The sequence below is a fragment of the Desulfovibrio sp. genome (genome assembly GCF_047607245.1).
Classification (GTDB): Bacteria; Desulfobacterota; Desulfovibrionia; order Desulfovibrionales; family Desulfovibrionaceae; genus Desulfovibrio.
The window spans coordinates 48,844-66,944 of the sequence record NZ_JASGDK010000070.1 but is presented as its reverse complement, the minus strand read 5'-3'; the positions used below and the strand labels follow the sequence as shown (position 1 = coordinate 66,944).

At 56.7% G+C, this 18,101-nt stretch carries 16 protein-coding genes and 1 riboswitch; of the genes, 8 read left to right on the top strand and 8 right to left on the bottom strand.

The window, feature by feature from the left end; translation table 11 throughout:
• Positions 1–31: 31 nt before the first annotated feature.
• Positions 32–265, bottom strand: a complete 234-nt coding sequence (locus QM579_RS05510; RefSeq protein WP_414998176.1) for a hypothetical protein — start codon at positions 263–265, stop codon at positions 32–34.
• Between QM579_RS05510 and QM579_RS05505 the strand changes: the two genes are divergently transcribed.
• Positions 257–1,240, top strand: coding sequence for an AEC family transporter (locus tag QM579_RS05505; RefSeq protein WP_414998175.1), 984 nt, complete (start codon positions 257–259; stop codon positions 1,238–1,240). The genes QM579_RS05510 and QM579_RS05505 overlap by 9 nt on opposite strands.
• 310 nt (positions 1,241–1,550) lie before the next feature.
• Here QM579_RS05505 and QM579_RS05500 read toward each other — a convergent pair whose 3' ends face one another.
• Positions 1,551–2,510: a LysR family transcriptional regulator gene (locus tag QM579_RS05500; protein WP_414998174.1), complete on the bottom strand. Its 960-nt coding sequence runs from the start codon at positions 2,508–2,510 to the stop codon at positions 1,551–1,553.
• A gap of 229 nt (positions 2,511–2,739) precedes the next feature.
• On the opposite strand from QM579_RS05500, the gene QM579_RS05495 reads away from it, so the two are divergent.
• Both QM579_RS05495 and QM579_RS05490 read left to right on the top strand, forming a co-directional pair.
• Positions 2,740–4,032 (top strand): MFS transporter, encoded by a 1,293-nt coding sequence (locus tag QM579_RS05495; RefSeq protein WP_414998173.1) that lies wholly within the window; start codon positions 2,740–2,742, stop codon positions 4,030–4,032.
• 21 nt (positions 4,033–4,053) lie between these two features.
• Positions 4,054–5,244 carry a mandelate racemase/muconate lactonizing enzyme family protein gene (locus QM579_RS05490; RefSeq protein WP_414998172.1) on the top strand — a complete coding sequence of 397 codons (1,191 nt, stop codon included), beginning with the start codon at positions 4,054–4,056 and terminating at the stop codon, positions 5,242–5,244.
• A gap of 206 nt (positions 5,245–5,450) precedes the next feature.
• Here the strand turns inward: QM579_RS05490 and QM579_RS05485 are convergent, their stop codons facing one another.
• The 6 genes from QM579_RS05485 to QM579_RS05460 all read right to left on the bottom strand — a co-directional run bounded on the left by QM579_RS05485 (position 5,451) and on the right by QM579_RS05460 (position 11,295).
• A complete protein-coding gene (locus QM579_RS05485) occupies positions 5,451–6,626 on the bottom strand; it encodes an MFS transporter (RefSeq protein ID WP_414998171.1) in 1,176 nt (391 codons plus the stop codon).
• A 27-nt stretch (positions 6,627–6,653) separates the two neighbouring features.
• The gene (locus QM579_RS05480; protein WP_414998170.1) at positions 6,654–6,971 is read right to left on the bottom strand and encodes a DUF190 domain-containing protein; all 318 of its coding nucleotides are present in this window, start codon (positions 6,969–6,971) and stop codon (positions 6,654–6,656) included.
• Positions 6,972–6,981: 10 nt separating this feature from the next.
• A complete protein-coding gene (gene crcB, locus QM579_RS05475) occupies positions 6,982–7,371 on the bottom strand; it encodes a fluoride efflux transporter CrcB (RefSeq protein WP_414998169.1) in 390 nt (129 codons plus the stop codon).
• Positions 7,372–7,605: 234 nt separating this feature from the next.
• A riboswitch (Fluoride riboswitch) is annotated at positions 7,606–7,664 on the bottom strand.
• Positions 7,665–7,967: 303 nt separating this feature from the next.
• On the bottom strand, positions 7,968–8,855 hold the full coding sequence (lipA, locus tag QM579_RS05470; RefSeq protein ID WP_414998168.1) for a lipoyl synthase: 888 nt from the start codon (positions 8,853–8,855) through the stop codon (positions 7,968–7,970).
• A gap of 12 nt (positions 8,856–8,867) precedes the next feature.
• A complete protein-coding gene (lipB, locus tag QM579_RS05465) occupies positions 8,868–9,560 on the bottom strand; it encodes a lipoyl(octanoyl) transferase LipB (RefSeq protein ID WP_414998167.1) in 693 nt (230 codons plus the stop codon).
• A gap of 265 nt (positions 9,561–9,825) precedes the next feature.
• Positions 9,826–11,295, bottom strand: a complete 1,470-nt coding sequence (locus tag QM579_RS05460; RefSeq protein ID WP_414998166.1) for a BPL-N domain-containing protein — start codon at positions 11,293–11,295, stop codon at positions 9,826–9,828.
• A gap of 38 nt (positions 11,296–11,333) precedes the next feature.
• On the opposite strand from QM579_RS05460, the gene QM579_RS05455 reads away from it, so the two are divergent.
• The 5 genes from QM579_RS05455 to fusA all read left to right on the top strand — a co-directional run bounded on the left by QM579_RS05455 (position 11,334) and on the right by fusA (position 18,024).
• Positions 11,334–14,000, top strand: a complete 2,667-nt coding sequence (locus QM579_RS05455) for a valine--tRNA ligase (protein WP_414998165.1) — start codon at positions 11,334–11,336, stop codon at positions 13,998–14,000.
• Between the two features lie 375 nt (positions 14,001–14,375).
• Entirely contained in the window at positions 14,376–14,720 is a 345-nt protein-coding gene (locus QM579_RS05450) for an SMR family transporter (RefSeq protein ID WP_414998164.1), read from the top strand.
• A gap of 165 nt (positions 14,721–14,885) precedes the next feature.
• Positions 14,886–15,257 carry a 30S ribosomal protein S12 gene (gene rpsL / locus QM579_RS05445; RefSeq protein WP_012625691.1) on the top strand — a complete coding sequence of 124 codons (372 nt, stop codon included), beginning with the start codon at positions 14,886–14,888 and terminating at the stop codon, positions 15,255–15,257.
• Between the two features lie 114 nt (positions 15,258–15,371).
• Positions 15,372–15,842 (top strand): 30S ribosomal protein S7, encoded by a 471-nt coding sequence (rpsG, locus tag QM579_RS05440; RefSeq protein ID WP_179980039.1) that lies wholly within the window; start codon positions 15,372–15,374, stop codon positions 15,840–15,842.
• A gap of 103 nt (positions 15,843–15,945) precedes the next feature.
• Positions 15,946–18,024 (top strand): elongation factor G, encoded by a 2,079-nt coding sequence (fusA, locus tag QM579_RS05435; protein ID WP_414998204.1) that lies wholly within the window; start codon positions 15,946–15,948, stop codon positions 18,022–18,024.
• Positions 18,025–18,101 lie beyond the last annotated feature (77 nt).

Below are 18,101 nucleotides of genomic sequence, written 5' to 3'. Positions count from 1 at the left end.
GACGTTTCTGTGGCATGCTGGACAGAGCTTGTCAGGAAGAGCATGCTTTTTCGCGTGTGGCGCAGAGCCCTCTTATGGCCAGAAGAATGGTCTTTGACGGCTGATTTTTAGAGGTGTAAGACCTCATCCGTCGTTTGGCGACACAAAAAGTTTCAACCTGCATCTTTGTGGCGATGGCTGCAGGTGCAGAAACCAGAGCAGTTTCAAGGTGAGTCTGCTCAAAAATTTTACCTTTTCCCAACGGTCGAGAATTAATATGTTTCATGCCCTTTTTGCAGTGATTCCCGTGTTCTGTATCATTGGCTTTGGCGTTTTGCTCCGGGCGCGCGACGTGCTGCCCGAAAACACCGGGCCAGTGATTGGCGTGTATGTGCTCAAGGTTGCTTTGCCGTTGCTCATCCTGCACCTTCTGGCAGGAGCGACCCCCGAGGATCTGGGCAGGGGCGGTTTCTGGCTGGCCCTTATTGGTTCTCAGCTGGTCATGTACGTGATCGGCTATATGGGAGACAAGCTGTTTTGCCGCCGGGGCATTGGTCCTGCCGTCATCAGCGGCTTTTCCTGTTCGGCCTGCAACGCGGCTTTTGTTGGCCTGCCCATTGTATACAACCTGTGGCCCGGTAACAGCGAAGCCATGCTTGTAGCCGGGCTGGCCATTCTTACACCCAATGTCGTCATTATTCTGGCGCAGGGCCGGCTTGATATTTTGGCTGGTTCGCTTGCCTGGAAGGGCGGCAACGTGTTGACTTTTGCGGGCAGCCTGGTGCGTATTTTCATTCTGGGCAACCCCTTGCTGCTTGCCACACTGGTGGGCGTGGTGCTTTCCGTAACGCGGATTGGCCTGTGGGAACCGCTGGATCGCGCCATAAGCCTTGTGGGCTACACGGCGGCGCCCTGCATGTTGTTGGCCCTCGGGCTGGACCTGCGGCAAAAGCTTGCCGTCGCTACCCGGCGCGCGCAGGGCGGCGTAGTGCTTCGGCAGGCATGGTTCGCCCTGTGCAAGCTGGTTCTGCATCCCTTGCTGTGCTGGGGCATCATGCATGCTATGGGTATCACTGGGCTGTGGCTGGTTATTCCCGTACTTATCAGCGCAACGGCAACAGCCCTGCTAGTCAGCGTTATTGCACAGGTTTACAGCGCCGTGCCGGAAGAGGCCGCGCTTACAGCTGTGGTGACCAATGGCGTAAGCATTTTGACCCTGACTGGTTTTGTGTGGCTGTTCCACGCGCTGGGTATGCTGTAGGCTGAGGCCGTTGAATGCCTGCCCGCCAAATGCGGGCAGCATGCATAAAAATATACGCAGAACGCCTGCGAAAAAATGTTCGGCTTGCCGGACATTTTTTTTGAATATGCAGAAACCGTGGCGATGGTATTGATGCCCGGCAGTTTTTAAGATCTTGGCAAAATGTGTGTGGCGAAGGCTGATGGTGTGTGCGCCAGAAACAGTTGCCGGGCGGCTAAAAAAGTTGTTGCCCCCGCGTTATCGTAAGTTCAGAGCCATTGAAAGTCGCTGTCGGCGGCAGCATGAGCCGGAAAAGTCTCCGGGTCGAAGGTTAATGGCTGGTGGGGGATGCGGCGCAGTCCGGTACGGGAGCCAGGGTAACAACTGTTCCAGTATCCAGACTGTTGGGATCGCGGGTGCGCACGAATGCTTGGGCAAAATCCACAAATGTCTGTGCGGCATCCGAAAGTTTACGAAGCCCGGGAGTGTATAGCTGCATTTTGCGCTGCAAAACTGGTTCGTGCAGCAGGGTGGCCGTAAGGCCGTACCCTCGGGCGAGCAGCAGCGAAAAACGCCCGGCAAGAGCTACGCCGCAACCAGCAGCCGCAAGGGCAAAAGCTGTAGGCATCTGGTTAACCACCTGGCCTATGAGAAATGGCGGTTGAGGGCCTACGTCAGCCGCGATATAGCCCACTGATTCCCTGCCCACAGCGATGATGGGTACTTTTTTAACCTCGTCCCAGGTGCTGTAGCGTCCAGCCAGGGGATGATCGGGCCGCGAAAGCATGCTTACCGGGGTGGAAAAGAAGTGCTGGGCTGTTATTCCGGCCTCCTGATGACGGGCCGGGCCAAAACCTACCTCCGCATCACCTTGCTGTATGCTTGACTGCACCTGCGCCATAGGCTGGTCCACCAGTTCCACGCGGATATTGGGCTGCGCCCGTGTGAAGTGTGCCAGCAGCAGCGGTAACAAGGTGCAGGCAATAAGCGGCGCTCCCACGATGCGCACGCGCCCGGCGCGCAGGCTGCAAAGGTCGCCCGCGTATTTTTCCATCAGCAAAAATTCGTGAAAAGCCTTCTGTGCCAACCCGTAGAATTCGCGGCCATCGGGCGACAGGGAAACAAAGCGCGAGGTTCTGTCAAAAAGCGGCACGCCTACCTGGCCTTCCAATTCCTTGATGAGGTTGCTGACCGCGCTTTGCGTTATGTGGAGCGCGGTTCCGGCGGCCGTAAAACTGCGCAGGTCAGCCACCATAAGAAAAGCTTCTATCTGGCGCAAAGTCATTTGCATTGATTTTCCTCTTATTTTTTGCTGATTAATAACTTAAACTTATTAATCGAGAAGTAAAAACAATTTTACCAGTATCAGCATCAGCCGTAGAGTACGTATTAAGACATATTCAAAGAAGTTTCAGCCGGCATGCTTCACAATGTCTATGTAATAGGAAGAATTATTCTTCATTCAGGAGATAATTGATGCGCATCAGCAAGTAACAAATTTCTGTATAGGGAGAAAAACCATGAGCACAGAAGTGATGCCTGGTTTAAATAGCGCGTCACAGCAGGAAATACCTACAAAAAAACGTTTTGTCATTGTTTTTTGCCTGTTCATTGGTATATTTATCGCATATCTGGATAGAGTCAACGTTTCGGTGCTGGCCGCCAATGATCCCTTTTTGATTGAAATGGGCATCAAGGGCGTTCCGGTACAGATTGGCATGATGATGTCAGTCTTTCTGGCAGCGTACGGAGTCGCTAACGTGGTGCTGTCGCCGCTTGGCGACTATCTTGGGCCGCGCAAGTCCATGATACTCTGCATCGGGTTATGGACCGTGTCGCTGTTTATGGGTGGCATTGCATCCACATTTACAATGATTATCGCCAGCCGGGTGCTGCTCGGTATTGGCGAAGGCGTGTACTATCCGCTGCAAAGCGTGTTCGTGAAAAACTGGTTTCCCAAGCAGGAAAGAGGGCGTGCCAATGCCGCCTGGGTTGTGGGACAATCCGTGGCGCCAGCTATCGCAATGCCTTTTTTTGCCTATCTGATAGCCGGGTTCGGCTGGCGCTCAAACTTTTGGGTTTGTTTGGTTTTGGGTCTGATTCCGCTCTACCTGTTGTGGCGGCACACCGCAGATACACCCCGCCAGCACAAGAGCATCAATGAGGGCGAGCTTGCCTTTATTGAAGCGGGGCAGGACACGCCCGGCCCCAAGGGCGAAGTTATCCCTCTCAAGGTACGTCTCAGCGGTTTTGTGGGCAATTACCGCTACTGGCTGCTGGTTTTCTGGTACCTTTGCCTTCAGTGCATGTACTGGGGGCTTATCACCTGGTTGCCAAGCTATCTCAAGACCGCTCGGAACTTCAGCTGGCAGGAAATGGGCTGGCTGGCTTCGCTGCCTTTCGTACTTTCCATCATATTCAAAGTATTCAGCGGCGTTCTGGCAGACAAGGTGGGCAGAAGCGCACCTATTCTTATGGCGGCTATGTTTTTTGCGGGTATTTGCGTGTACCTGGGGGCCACCACAGAGCATAAGTATTTCTCCGCCGTGTTGCTGGCTCTGGCCGTATCTTTTTGCACGATGGGCACGCCAGTGGCTTGGACTCTGCTGCAAGGCATAATTCCCTCATCTTCAATGTCTACGGCCTCGGGCATCATGAATGGCCTTGCCAATGGCCTTGCCTCGCTGGCCCCCGCCATGATCGGATTTTTCATTTCCACCACCGGCCATTACGGCGGCGGGTTGCTCTGCCTCGTGTTCACAGGTGCGGCGGCAACCGTGGCGGCAGGCATTCTTGCATTTCAAAAATATTAAGCATGCTCACAGGAGATGCATATGAAGATCACAAGCATTGATATTGTGGATGTAGCCAATGATTTTCAGTCCGCCACCAGCAAGTGGCGCCCGGTGGTTGTAAGGATCAATACTGACGAAGGCATCAGCGGGTATGGAGAAGTTGGTCTGGCTTACGGTGTGGGGGCATCCGGGGGCTTTGGCGTGGCCAAGGATCTGGCGGGCATTCTTCTGGGCATGGACCCCATGCGCAGTGAAGCCATATGGGAAAAAATGCTGCGCAAGACGTTCTGGGGGCAGGGCGGCGGCGGCATTTTTTCCGCAGCTATGAGCGGCATAGACATCGCGTTATGGGATATCAAGGGCAAAGCGCTCAACGTGCCCCTGTATCAGCTTCTTGGCGGCAAAACGCGCGACAAGATACGCACCTATGCCAGCCAGCTCCAGTTTGGTTGGGGCGACGGCAAGGACAAGGCCATGCTAGTTGAGCCGGAACAATATGCCGAAGCCGCGCTGATCGCTGTGGAAGAAGGGTACGACGCCATCAAGGTCGACGTGATAGCTATGGATGGCGAAGGCAAATGGAACCAGCAGGATCTTCAGGGGGTTTTGCCTGACCGCATCCTGCGCAGGGGGTATGACAGGCTGGCGGCCATGCGCAAGGCCATCGGGCCGGATGTGGACATCATAGTTGAAATGCACTCTTTCACGTCCACCACTCCGGCCATCCAGTTTGGCCGTATGATAGAAGAGCTGGGCGTGCTTTACTATGAAGAACCGACCATGCCCCTGAACCCCAAGCAGATGAAGAAAATTTCCGAAAATGTGGGTATTCCCCTGGCGGCTGGCGAGCGCATCTACTGGCGCTGGGGCTACAGGCCTTTTCTTGAAGACGGTTCGCTGAGCGTCATTCAGCCGGATATTTGCACCTGCGGCGGTGTTTCGGAAGTGAAAAAAATCTGCGACATGGCCCATATTTACGATGTGACGGTGCAGATCCACGTTTGCGGCGGCCCCATTTCAACGGCGGCGGCTCTGCATATGGAAGCGGCCATTCCCAACTTCATGATTCATGAACTGCACCGTTATGCCCTGCTGGAACCCAATACCAGTACCTGCGTACACAACTATATGCCGGAAAAAGGTATGTACTCGGTGCCCGAACTGCCCGGTCTTGGGCAGGAGCTTACAAAGGAAACACTGGCAGCTTCCACTGTAGTAACGGTAAAATAAGCAGCACTTTTTTTGTCAGAATTGAGGATGCCCGGCACGGACGCAAGACCGTGCCGGGCATCCGGATTTATTCCGTCATCTGCATTTTATATGTCGGGCTGATCTGCGATGCCTGTTCTCAATATGTCTGCTTTCAACAGCATTTTTGTGTGTGGATTGAATAATTGCCTGTTGCGGAACACTTGGGCAGAAGGGCGTTGAAATTCTTACGCTCGCCTGTTCGCCACAAAAAATGCAAGCAGTAAGGCCGCCGCAATGGCACAGCAGCCTGAAAACACAAATGCGCATGTTGGCGATATGCCCTGATATAAGAACCCGAAGACTATAGAGGCTGGCAGAAGAAACAGACCAGCTGTCAGATTAAACCAGCCGAAGGCTGTTCCCCGGCGGTCTTCTGCCACCAGATCAACCACCAGGGCTTTTTCAACGCCTTCGGTGGCCCCCATAAACAGGCCGTAAAAACCGAACAGAAGAAAAAGCATGTTGGTGCTGTCTTCTATGGCACTGATGCCAAAGTAAAATATGCCGTATGCCGTGTAGCCGCATAGCAATACCGTGATGCGCCCCACCTTGTCCGACAATGCCGCCAGCGGGACGGAAAAAATCATGGCAACCGCAGATACCGCCGCCCACAGCAGCGGCACATACTCTGACGGCATGCCAATTTCTCTGGCGCGAAGCAGCAGAAACATGTTTGAGGAATTGCCGAGCGTAAAAATGGCCACAACCACAAGGTATTTTTTGAATACAGGCGGCATGTTGCCCAAGCGCCAGTCAAAAGCAACGTGTTTTGCAGCGGGCGTTGCCGGGGCGGCTTCCCGTATTTTCAGCGAGAGAACAAGACAGATGAGAGCGGGAACAACGGCCAGCAAGAAAATATGCCCAAGCGGAACCTCCCACGACAGCAGAGCAAAGGCCAGCAGCGGGCCGATAACGGCTCCTGCATTATCCATTGCTCTGTGCAGGCCAAAGGCCAGCCCGCGCTGACCGGGGGCCGCACAGGAAGCCAGAAGCGCATCCCGTGGAGAAGTCCGCAGGCCTTTGCCCACCCTGTCTGCAAAACGGATGAGCAGAAGCCAGCCCCAACTTCCCGCAAAGGCGATCAAGGGGCGGCCAAAGCCAGCAAGACTGTAGCCCAGGATGATCCAAGGCTTCGCTGAACGGGTACGGTCCATGATGACGCCAGAGAACAGTTTCAGCAGGCTTGCCGTGGCCTCCGCTATACCTTCAATGATGCCAAGCACACGCGGCCCGGCCATCAGTACTGAAGACAGGTAGAGCGGAATGACCGGGTATAACATCTCGCTTGCGCTGTCATTGCAAAGGCTTATCAAACCGATGAGCCAGATGTTGCGCGGCAGGTTAAAGATGCCGTTTATCATGTTTCAGTTTCCTCAACGCAAATTACGCTATTCTTCGCCGGTGATGCCGAACTCAATGAGTGTTTTAACATAAAAAATTTTAAGGCGCTCTGCGGCGATTCTGGCAAACAGCAGGTCTGATTTTTCCGTGGCGACAGCCATCGTGATTTCCACGGGCTGTGCTGCAATGTCGAAAAAATGGGCGGAATGCAGTTCGCCATCACGTCCGTAACCGCTTTGCGCCGCTGTCACTGTTACACCGCTGATGCCAAGTCTTTTGGCTTCCGCAGTCAGCCATTCCGCAATGGTGAGAGAGCCGTGAAGGCGGGTCTGCTGCGTAAAGAACGTCAGTTGATAGCCGTGCATGGGCAACCTCCTATGCATGCAGGTTTTTGATCAGGGCGAAAGTGGCAATTCCTAAAAGCGTCATCAGCAGGGAGCCGAAGACGTGCAGCGCAATTGCGCCCACTGCCATAACAAGACGCTGTTGCTGCAACAGCACGGTCACTTCGGCGGAAAATGTGGAAAACGTTGTCAGGCCGCCCAAAAATCCGGTAATGCACAGCAGCCGCCACTCTGGAGGCAGGGCAGGAAAGAAATCGAAAAAACTGATGGCCAGGCCGATGCAGTATCCCCCGATAAGGTTGGCCGCAAGCGTTCCCATAGGGATAGGCGGAAATAGCGCGTTGAGCATAAGCCCCAGCCCCCAGCGCAGAACAGATCCTGCTGACGCCCCCACGCTTATGGCAATTACTGATTTCAGCATGGTAAAGCGCTCCTGCCCGTATTGCCTTGCATCCAAACTGGTTGCGCCTGATGTGTACTCTTGGCGCACAGTACTGGCGATGGCTTTATTATTACAATATGTTGAAAATATGCGCCGGATATTTCAGGCGAATCCGAAGGTGACGCTGCGGCTCGTAGCATGGCACTCCCCAATGAAAAAAGGTAACCACACCCTTGGCGTGGTTACCTCAAAAAAATACCTGACAACGCCGAAGCAGTGGCAGGAGTTATCAGCAAATGCGGTTCAAGGGGAACTCCATCCCCGTTACATAAAGCTTATTCCCTTGGCGCAAAATGTCAATTCCCGTAGGGCACAAGCGCCGGCATGGCGCAAAATAAAAGTTTTAGGGAAGCACTGATTAAAGAGCCTCCTGAAAACGCGCAGTTATTTCGTTTGGCAAGGCGCGATCTTTTTTTTGAAGCATGAGTGGACTCTTCCGTCCTCGACTGTTTTAAAAAAAGTGAAGCAACGCAGCCAAACGGAATGAATCAGCGTTTCCTTAGGGGGTGGAGCGTGGGGGAGGAGACCCTTTTACAAAAAGGTCCCTCGCCCACAAAGTGCTTCCTCTCCACAAACTAAATAAAGCTGCCTGCCTGATAGCTGCTGCGAACCAGCGGGCCGGAAAAAACATGCTTTACGCCGAGGGACTTTCCGTAGGTGGCGTAAGCTTCAAACTGTTCTGGCGTCACATAGCGGTCAAGCGGGTGATGCTCCTTGCTGGGCGGCAGGTACTGCCCGATGGTGATGATGGAACAGCCCGCAGCGTGCAGGTCATCCACCACCTGCCGCACCTGATCGTCTGTTTCGCCCAATCCCACCATTAGGCCGCTTTTGGCTATGCTGCCCGCCGCATGTACGCGGCGCAACAGTTCAAGGCTCTGCTCGTAGCGGGCCTGAGGGCGCACACTGCTGTACAGAGCCGGATGGGTTTCCACATTGTGATTGATGATGTCCGGCGCGGCGGCCACAACAGTGCGCAGGGCAGATTCGTTACCCTGAAAATCGGGAATGAGCACCTCTATGCTGCTTTTGGGCAAGGCGTTTCTGACGGCTGCAATGGTGTGGGCAAAGTGCTCTGCGCCGCCGTCTTCAAGATCATCCCGCGTCACAGAGGTTATGACAATATGCTTGAGGCCCAGAGTAAGAGCCGCCTTGGCTACGCGCTCCGGTTCATCCGGGCTGGGCGCGGCGGTCTGGCCGGGGTGGATGTTGCAGAAGCGGCAGTTGCGCGTACAGGTTTCGCCCAGAATCAGAAAGGTGGCTGTGCCCGAAGAATAGCATTCCTGTCTGTTGGGGCAGTTGGCCGCCTTGCACACGGTGAAAAGGCCCAGATCATCCACCAGACCTGTGGTGGTGAAAAAACGTTTGTCCGAGGCAAGGGGGCGGCGCAGCCAGGGGGGCATGCGCAGGGGCTTTTGCGTGCCAGTGCCGCAAGGGGCGGTGGCGGAAGTTTTGCAGTTCACTTTTTCCGTCCTTTATGCGCTGTGAAGCAATGTCATAAGGCTGTCGCCGGGCTGCATGACGGGCGGTTCCCCGTCGGTACCGGGCTGAAAAACGGCGTAAAATTCTTTAATAAACACCCGCTTTACCGCATCCATTGGAGGTGCGGCCTGTGCGGATTCTCTGGCGATGGACGTGGCGGAAACGCCATCCAGCCCGCAGGGTGTGACAAAGTTGAAGAGGGAAAGATCTTCGGCCACGTTGAGGGCCAGACCGTGCATGGTGACGTATTTTTTTACGGCAATGCCCAGCGAGGCGATTTTTCTGCCGTCTGTCCACACGCCGGGAAAGCCCTCGCGCCGCGCTGCCTCTACCTGAAAAAAGGCCAGCATGCGTATGGCAGCCTCTTCAAGGTCATGTACATAAGCGCGAATGCCGCCCGAACGCTTTTTCAGGTTGATGACGGGGTAGGCAACCAGCTGGCCGGGAAAATGACAGGTCACGTTGCCGCCTCTGGTGCTCTGCACCACATCCACATGGCCCTTGTACAGAGTTTCAAGATGGGGCGGCACATTTTCCGCACCGGAGTTCTTGCCCACGCTAACGGTGGGCGGGTGCTCCAGCACAAGCAGGATGTCAGCCCCGCCCGCCTGTACCCATGCCAGCACCTGCTCTTGCAGGGCAAAGGAGTCAAGATAGCCTATGCGGCCCAAGTCGAATGCGAACATAGTCATGCCGTGGTTTGTGTTCTGTGGCTGATTACAGACCTGTCTTATACTACAGTCGCTTCGCCTGCGGTGTATCGCCAGCAACAGTAAAGGGCTTCGGGCTGAATGGGCCTGATTGCAGATGCCGCTGGAATGCGCATTGCTTCTGTTGTCCTGCTGTCAGGGCGAGCTAGCTGCAAGAGTTTTTACGCATTTTCAGTCAGGCCGTGCAGTTTTTGCCTGAATCGTTTCGAAGATGGAGTGTGCGTATATCTTGGCCAATTCCTCACTGGAGGTCGCACGGAGTTGCATCCTGCGACAGAAAAATCAGTTCTTCCGTAATATCCAGCAATTCTTCCATCAAGCCGCCGCCGCTCATCGGGTGGCCGAAAAGCGCCTGCCGCTGATTGTCCAGGCCGCGCTTGTCCACGGCGTCCGGCAATGTGGGATGCAGGGTTTCGGCCAGTCGGCAGGCCAGAAAATACCCCTCGGCTCCGGCGGCAAAAAGGTCGGCCAGCTTACTGAAATGTGGCTCCACTTCTTGCCAGTAGGCCAGTGCCGCAGGCGAGGGCGCAAGGCTGGCAGCCGTACACAGGGCCGCGTGCAGATTGTTGCAGGCAGCCCCCGGCAGGCCCGTGCGCCAGCCCCACAGCCAGTGGGTGCGGCCAAAAAAAAGGTGGTGTTCAACGGCCAGATCCAACAGCCCGCGCATATGGCGCAGGGCGTCCAGCAGGGAAGCGCTGCGGCTGCCTTCCGGCCACGCGTGGCAGGGGTGCCGTAATTGCCACAACGGTACATCGGTGCGGGATGGCTCCAGCCCTGTGAGCTGTTGCAGCAGTTGCGCCAGCCACAGGTTGGCGTCAGGGCTGTGCGGTGTTTCCAGATGGGAGTAGCTCAGCACATAGCGTCCCTTGCCGTATGCACCGCTGACTACAAGGGGCTGGCCTTTGAGAAAATCTGCCGAAAGGTTGACGCCGTAAAGGCTCTGCCACTGCTCAAATATGTGCGACGGTATGCTCTGTAAGGGCAGGTCCGCCAGCCAGAAATCGGCGTCGGGCGCGTCGTAGGCCACCAGAACGCGTACATGCGGGTTTTCTTCGGCGGCGAAGCGTCCAGGCCACCAGACAGGCAGGCTGGGAGCGTGGGGTGCGTCTGTTTGCGGCTGGTTCTGGCGTTGGCTCGGACATGCGCTGGATTTTTCAGGCACTGGCGCATACTTCGTGCCAGATGCGGGGGCGGTTGCCGTGCTGCTCTCCACGCGCTCTTGCGGGCAAAAGGAAAATTCGTCGCTCTTGAGCAGGCGCACTCGCGTATGGCCCGAAATGAGGTGGTGGAGTCTTTCAGGATAGGCCGCCCGCGACCAGGGGCAGATGCCCAGCCCTTCCTGCGGCGCGGCGTGGCTCAGGGCCAGCCCGGCCCCGCCGCAAAAGCCCAGATAATTGCCGCCAGCTTCCATCCACTGCCGTACGGCGTCCCTCCCTGCTTCACCCAATCCAGCCGCCTTGAGGCGAGCATTGCCGCCGGGAACCAGCAGCAGGGCGGCGCGGCCTTCCGGATTTTTGTCAGCGGGCGCAACTTGTTGACCCTCAGCGGAGGCGCGAGAACGGTGCGGCTTGCCTAAAAGAGCGCCTTGCGCTATCTCTTTTCCCTTAACCAGGCGGCAGGGCAGTCCCATCGCGCGAACAGCGCGCCAGGCCATGAGGCCCCAGATGTGGGACGAATCCCATAAAATACAGATTGGCTGAGCAGCATGCATAGTGCTGCACTATTGCCGCCTTTTACGGAGAATGCAAGATGGCGGATACTCTCCCCAAGGGCTATGAGCCCCATGACGTGGAAGCCCGGTGGTGCAAACACTGGGAAGAAGACAAGACCTTCACGCCTGACCCGGACGCCCCTGGCGAGCCTTATTCCATAGTTATTCCGCCGCCCAACGTCACGGGCGCGCTGCACATCGGCCACGCCCTCAACGTTACGCTTATCGACGTGCTTTGCCGTCATGCCCGACAGAAGGGCAAAAATGTGCTGTGGGTGCCCGGCACCGACCACGCGGGCATTGCCACGCAGAACGTGGTTGAGCGCGCTCTGGCCAAGGAAGGCAAGGGTCGCAAGGACCTTGGCCGTGAGGCTTTCATCGACCGCGTGTGGGAATGGCGTGAAGACTACGGCCACCGCATTCTTGACCAGATACGCGCGCTGGGTGCTTCCGTCGACTGGTCGCGCCTGCGCTTCACGATGGACGAAGGCCTTTCCGCCGCCGTGCGCAAGGTTTTTGTGCAGCTTTACAACGAAGACCTTATTTATAAGGGCGATTATATCATCAACTGGTGCTCCCGCTGCCATACGGCTCTGGCCGATGACGAAGTGGAACACGAGCAGAGCAGGGGCAAACTCTGGAAGGTGCGCTACCTTCTGACAGATGGCTCCGGTTCCATCACCATCGCCACCACGCGGCCTGAAACCATCCCCGGTGACACGGCCATCTGCGTGCACCCCGAAGACGAGCGCTACGCCCACATGATAGGCAAGACGGCGCTGGTGCCTGTGCTCGGACGCGAAATTCCCATTATTGCCGATACCTATGTGGACCGCGAGTTCGGCACGGGCGCGCTCAAGGTGACGCCCAGCCACGACCACAACGACTGGATGCTCGGCAAAAAGCACGATCTGCTCTTTATTCAGGCCATTGACGAAAACGGCATCATGAAGGCCGAAGCCGGAATTTATGAAGGTCTGACCAAGGAAGCCTGCCGCGAAAAAATCGTGGCCGACATTGAAGCCGCCGGACAGCTTGAAGGCATCGAGGAACTGGACCACGCCGTGGGTCATTGCTACCGCTGCCATACGGTTGTGGAACCCCACGTGTCTACCCAATGGTTTGTGGCCGCCACCAAGATGGCCCCTGCTGCCCGCGACGCCGTGCCCGAAACGACCCGTATCTTGCCTGAAAACTGGCTCAAGACGTACAATCACTGGCTGGACAACATCCGCGACTGGTGCATCAGCCGCCAGATCTGGTGGGGGCACCGCATTCCCGCCTGGACCTGCGAGGCGTGCAGTCAGCTTATCGTTGCCGAAGAAGCCCCGGACGTCTGCCCCCACTGCGGCAGCGCCAGCCTCAAGCAGGATGAGGACGTGCTGGACACCTGGTTCTCGTCGGCGCTCTGGCCTTTCTCCACTATGGGCTGGCCTTCCGATACTAAAGAACTGCACCGCTGGTACCCCACGTCCGTGCTGGTGACCGGCTTTGACATCCTGTTCTTCTGGGTGGCCCGCATGATGATGATGGGCATCCACTTTATGGGCAAGCCGCCCTTTGCCGACGTGTATCTGCATGCGCTGGTGCGCGACGCTTCTGGCCGCAAGATGTCCAAGTCCACGGGCAACGTCATCAATCCGCTGGAAATGATCGACAAGTACGGCTGCGACTCCCTGCGTTTCACCCTCACGGCCTTTGCGGCTATGGGGCGCGACATCCGCCTTTCCGAAGAACGCATCGAAGGCTACCGCCACTTTGTCAACAAGCTCTGGAACGCGGCCCGCTTCGCGCTCATGAACCTGCCTGAAGAAGCTCCGGCCCATGTGGACCTTGGCAGCGTTCAGGGGCTGCACCACCAATGGCTGCTGCACAGGCTCGAGATGGTCAAGCTGGAAATGGATCAGGCCCTCACGGACTACCGCTTTAATGACGCGGCCCAGATTGGTTACAAGTTCCTGTGGAACGAGTTCTGCGACTGGTATCTTGAACTGATCAAGCCCGATATGTACAGCGAGGACGAGCAGCGCAAGGCCGCGGCCCAGTATGTGCTGTGGGTGGCCCTGCGTGAAATTCTCTTGCTGCTGCACCCCATCATGCCCTTTGTAACCGCCGAAATATGGGCCGCGCTGCCAGTGCCTGCTGGCGAAAAGGCCACTGATCTGGCCCGCGAGCTTTATCCGGTGCTGCGTCCCGCCTGCGTGCGGCCTGCAGAAGCCGCCAGTATGGAGCTTATCCAGGGCGTGATCGTAGCCGTTCGCACCATCAAGGCCGAACTGGGCATCAGCCCCGCACACCGCGTCAGCCTGATGCTGCATCCGGTGGACGCGGCCCAGCAGAGCCTGCTGGAAGAAAACCGCGACCTTGTGCTCACCCTGGCCCGCCTTGACGGGCTTACCGTCGGGGCTGACGTGTCTGCGCCCAAGGCTTCGGCCTCGGCTGTGGTTGAGGGCTGCCAGGTTATCGTGCCCCTGCGCGGAGCCGTGGACCTCAACGGTGAACTGGTTCGTCTGGACAAAGAGCTGACCAAGCTTGAAAAAGACATTGTCGGCGTTAATATGAAGCTCAGCAATGAAAGCTTTGTGAGCCGCGCGCCCGCCGATGTGGTTGAGCGTGAGCGTGAGCGCGCCGGAAAGCTGCTGGATGCCAAGGCCAAGCTGGAGGCGCTGCGCGCCCGTTTTGCCGAGGCCTTGAGCGAAGAATAACCCTGGCAGATAAAACATTACGGGAAGGGGGAGCGAGGCCATCCCTGCGGCAAAGCCGCCGGGGCTGCCCTTGCGAACCCCTTTCCCCGTTCTTGTCACAAGCTATGGAGTGGTCGTAGCTGGCGCGTCAAGGCCAGCTTTACAGGTGATGTTGTAGCCATTCGCAGCTTCCAGCCTTGTAAGGCAACGGTTGCCGTAAGGACAGTTCGGCGTTTTATGGCGCGGACAAATGTTGTAGCGGGCGTGTTAAACAGTTCGCCTGTGGTTTCAGCAAAATTGTTCTGCCCTGACCAACGCATGGCTTGTAAAAGTTTGTGGATTGTCAGAATTCTGTAACCCGGATCGTGTCAGACTCTGCCTGTGAGAGAGTGAAGTATGAGTCCCGCCAATATAGCCTATTTGCAACTGGGCGGCGCCATCCTGCTTGAAGTGGTGGCCACGGCCTGCCTTAAGCAGTCTAACGGTATGAGCCGCATTGTGCCCACCGTGGCTGCTCTGAGCGGATACGGCATCTCGTTCTACCTGCTGGCGCAGGTGCTCAGGGTGGTGCCTATGGGCATATCATACGGCATCTGGAGCGGCATCGGCATTGTCATTGTTTCGGTTATGGGTTTGGCCCTCTTTGGGCAAAAGCTGGACATGGCCGCCTGCCTTGGCCTTGGCCTCATTGTCATAGGCGTTCTTGTCATACATTTTTTTTCAGGGTCTATGCCACATTAAATTGACTGGCGGCAACAGGCTGCAAAAACATGTTTTTCTGCTTTGTCAGAAAGAAATCCACGGCATTCAATGCTGTGGAGCTATTGACAGTTCCCGGCAGGCAGGCTATGACCTGTCCTCTTTTAGGATTTAGTTTAGAGTAATATTCCAATATGGAGAGAAAGAATGCCCACTATTAACCAGCTTATCCGCATTGAGCGGAAGGCCGTGCTGAAACGCAAGAAGACCCCCGCCCTGCAGGCCTGCCCGCAGCGTCGTGGTGTTTGCACCCGCGTTTACACCACCACCCCTAAAAAGCCTAACTCCGCTCTGCGTAAGGTTGCCCGCGTGCGCCTGACCAACGGCATTGAAGTTACGGCTTACATCCCCGGTGAAGGTCACAACCTTCAGGAACACTCCGTGGTCATCATCCGCGGCGGTCGTGTAAAAGACTTGCCCGGTGTGCGTTACCACATCGTACGCGGTACCCTGGATACCTCCGGTGTGGCCGATCGTCGCAAGAGTCGTTCCAAGTACGGCGCCAAGCGTCCCAAATAAGGTTTTATCAATTGTACGGCGTGCGCCATGCGGCGCGCCTGGCCGCCCGTTATTGCGGAGCGCCGGCGCGTTGCGGGGTTGGTGACGCCGAAACCCGCATGAAGGAGAAACCCCATGCCCCGTAAAGGTCCTGTTCCCAAAAGGGAAGTGCTGCCCGATCCAATTTACTCCAGCCGTCTCGTCACCAAGGTCGTGAACCGCCTCATGTATGACGGCAAAAAGGGCGCAGCTGAAAAGATTTTCTACAGCGCTTTGGAAACCCTGGCCGAAAAGACCAGCGAAGATCCCATGCGCGCCTTTGAAAAGGCCCTGGATAACGTTAAGCCCCATATGGAAGTCAAGGCTCGCCGCGTTGGCGGTGCGACCTATCAGGTTCCTATGGAAGTGCGCCCCGAACGTCAGGTTTCCCTGTCTATCCGGTGGCTCATCAACTATGCCCGCTCGCGCGGCGAAAAGGGCATGACTGCCAAACTTTCCGCCGAACTGCTGGATGCTTTCAACGGGCGCGGTGGCGCGGTGAAGAAGCGCGAAGATACCCACCGTATGGCTGATGCCAACAAGGCCTTCTCTCATTACCGCTGGTAAGAGGCCGTCCCTATTTTCTCATGAATGTATCCCGACGCCGCATCCGTAAGGAAGCGGCGTCGGTTTTGCACCACACCGCATCCGCAGTATGGAGGATAACCCTGTGTCCCGCACCGTTCCTGTAAACAAACAGCGCAATATCGGCATTATGGCCCATATTGACGCCGGCAAGACCACCACCACCGAGCGCATTCTTTTTTATACCGGCGTTAACCACAAGATTGGTGAAACGCACGAAGGCCAGGCCACCATGGACTGGATGGAGCAGGAACAGGAGCGTGGCATCACCATTACCTCCGCTGCCACCACTTGCTTCTGGAAAGACTGCCGCATCAACATCATCGACACGCCCGGTCACGTGGACTTCACCATTGAAGTCGAACGCTCCCTGCGCGTACTCGACGGCGCAGTCTGCGTGTTTGACGCCGTTGCCGGCGTTGAGCCCCAGTCTGAAACCGTGTGGCGTCAGGCTGACCGCTACCACGTGCCCCGTATCTGCTTCGTGAACAAGATGGACCGTCTGGGTGCCAACTTCTTCCGTTGCGTGGGCATGATCCACGACCGTCTGGGTGCCAAGGCCGTGCCCCTGCAGCTGCCCATCGGCGCTGAAGACAAGTTTGAAGGCGTGGTCGACCTGGTGACTGGCAAGGCCATTCGCTTTGACAAGTCCAGCAAGGGCGCCGAGTTTGTCATTGAAGGCGTGCCCGCCGACATGATGGAACTTTATGAAGAAAAGCACCACGAAATGGTGGAAGCCGTTGCCGAAGAAGACGAAGTGTTGCTCGAAAAGTACCTGAGCGGTGAAACCCTGACGGAAGAGGAAATCATTTCCTGCATCCGCAAGGCCACCATCGCCCGTACCATCGTGCCCGTCATGTGCGGTTCCGCCTTCCGCAACATGGGCGTGCAGCCCCTGTTGGACGCTGTGGTCGATTACCTGCCTTCCCCTGTGGACATCCCGCCCATGCCCGGCCACGTGCCCGGCAAGGAAGACGAGATCATTGAATGCAGCTGCAACGACAAAGAACCCTTTGCCGGTCTGGTGTTCAAGCTTTTCTCCGACCCCTTCATCGGCCATCTGTCCTTCTTCCGTATTTATTCCGGCTTCCTCGAATCCGGCATGACGGTGTACAATTCCAACACCAGCAAGCGCGAGCGCATTGGCCGTATCCTCAAGATGCACGCCAACAAGCGTGAAGACGTGAAATGGGCTGGCGCTGGCGACATCGTGGCTCTGGTGGGCCTCAAAAATGCCTCCACAGGCGACACCCTGTGCGATGAAAAGCGCCCGGTTATTCTGGAATCCCTGAATATCCCCGAGCCTGTCATCGAAGTGGCCATTGAGCCCAAGACCAAGCCCGACCGTGACGCTCTTTCCGCCGCTCTCAACAAGCTGGCCAAGGAAGACCCCTCTTTCCGCGTCAAGGGCGACGAAGAAACCAACCAGACCCTTATCGCCGGTATGGGCGAACTGCATCTGGAAATCATCGTTGACCGTCTGACCCGTGAATTCGGCGTCAACGCCAACGTGGGCAAGCCCCAGGTTGCGTACCGCGAAACCATTTCCAAGCCTGCCAAGTCTGACCTCAAACACGCCAAGCAGTCCGGTGGTCGCGGCCAGTACGGTCACGTCGTTATCGAGATTGAGCCCAACCCGGGCAAGGGCTATGAGTTCATCAACGGCATCACCGGCGGCGTTATTCCCAAGGAATACATCCCCGCGGTGGACAAGGGCATCAATGACGCCCTGAAGTCCGGCGTTATGGCTGGCTTCCCTGTGGTTGACGTGAAGGTCAAGCTGGTCTTCGGCTCCTACCACGAAGTTGACTCTTCGGAACAGGCCTTCTACGTGGCTGGTTCTATGGCCATCAAGGACGGCATGCACAAGGCTGGCCCTGTGCTGCTGGAACCCATCATGGACGTGGAAGTAGTTACGCCTGAAGAATACCTCGGCGACGTCATGGGCGACCTCAATGGCCGCCGTGGCCGCGTGCAGAGCATGGAAGCCCGCGCTGGCGGCGCACAGAGCGTGCGCGCCCAGGTGCCGCTGTCCTCCATGTTCGGCTATGCCACTGACCTGCGTTCGCGCACTCAGGGCCGCGCCACCTTCACCATGCAGTTTGATCATTACGAAAAGGTGCCCCAGGCCATTTCTGACGAAATTCAGAAGAGCAGAACATAGGCATCAGACGGGCCGGCGCATCTTGGTGCGTCGGCCCGTGACCTTCGTGACCGGGCTGGCTTTGCCATTCCACAGGG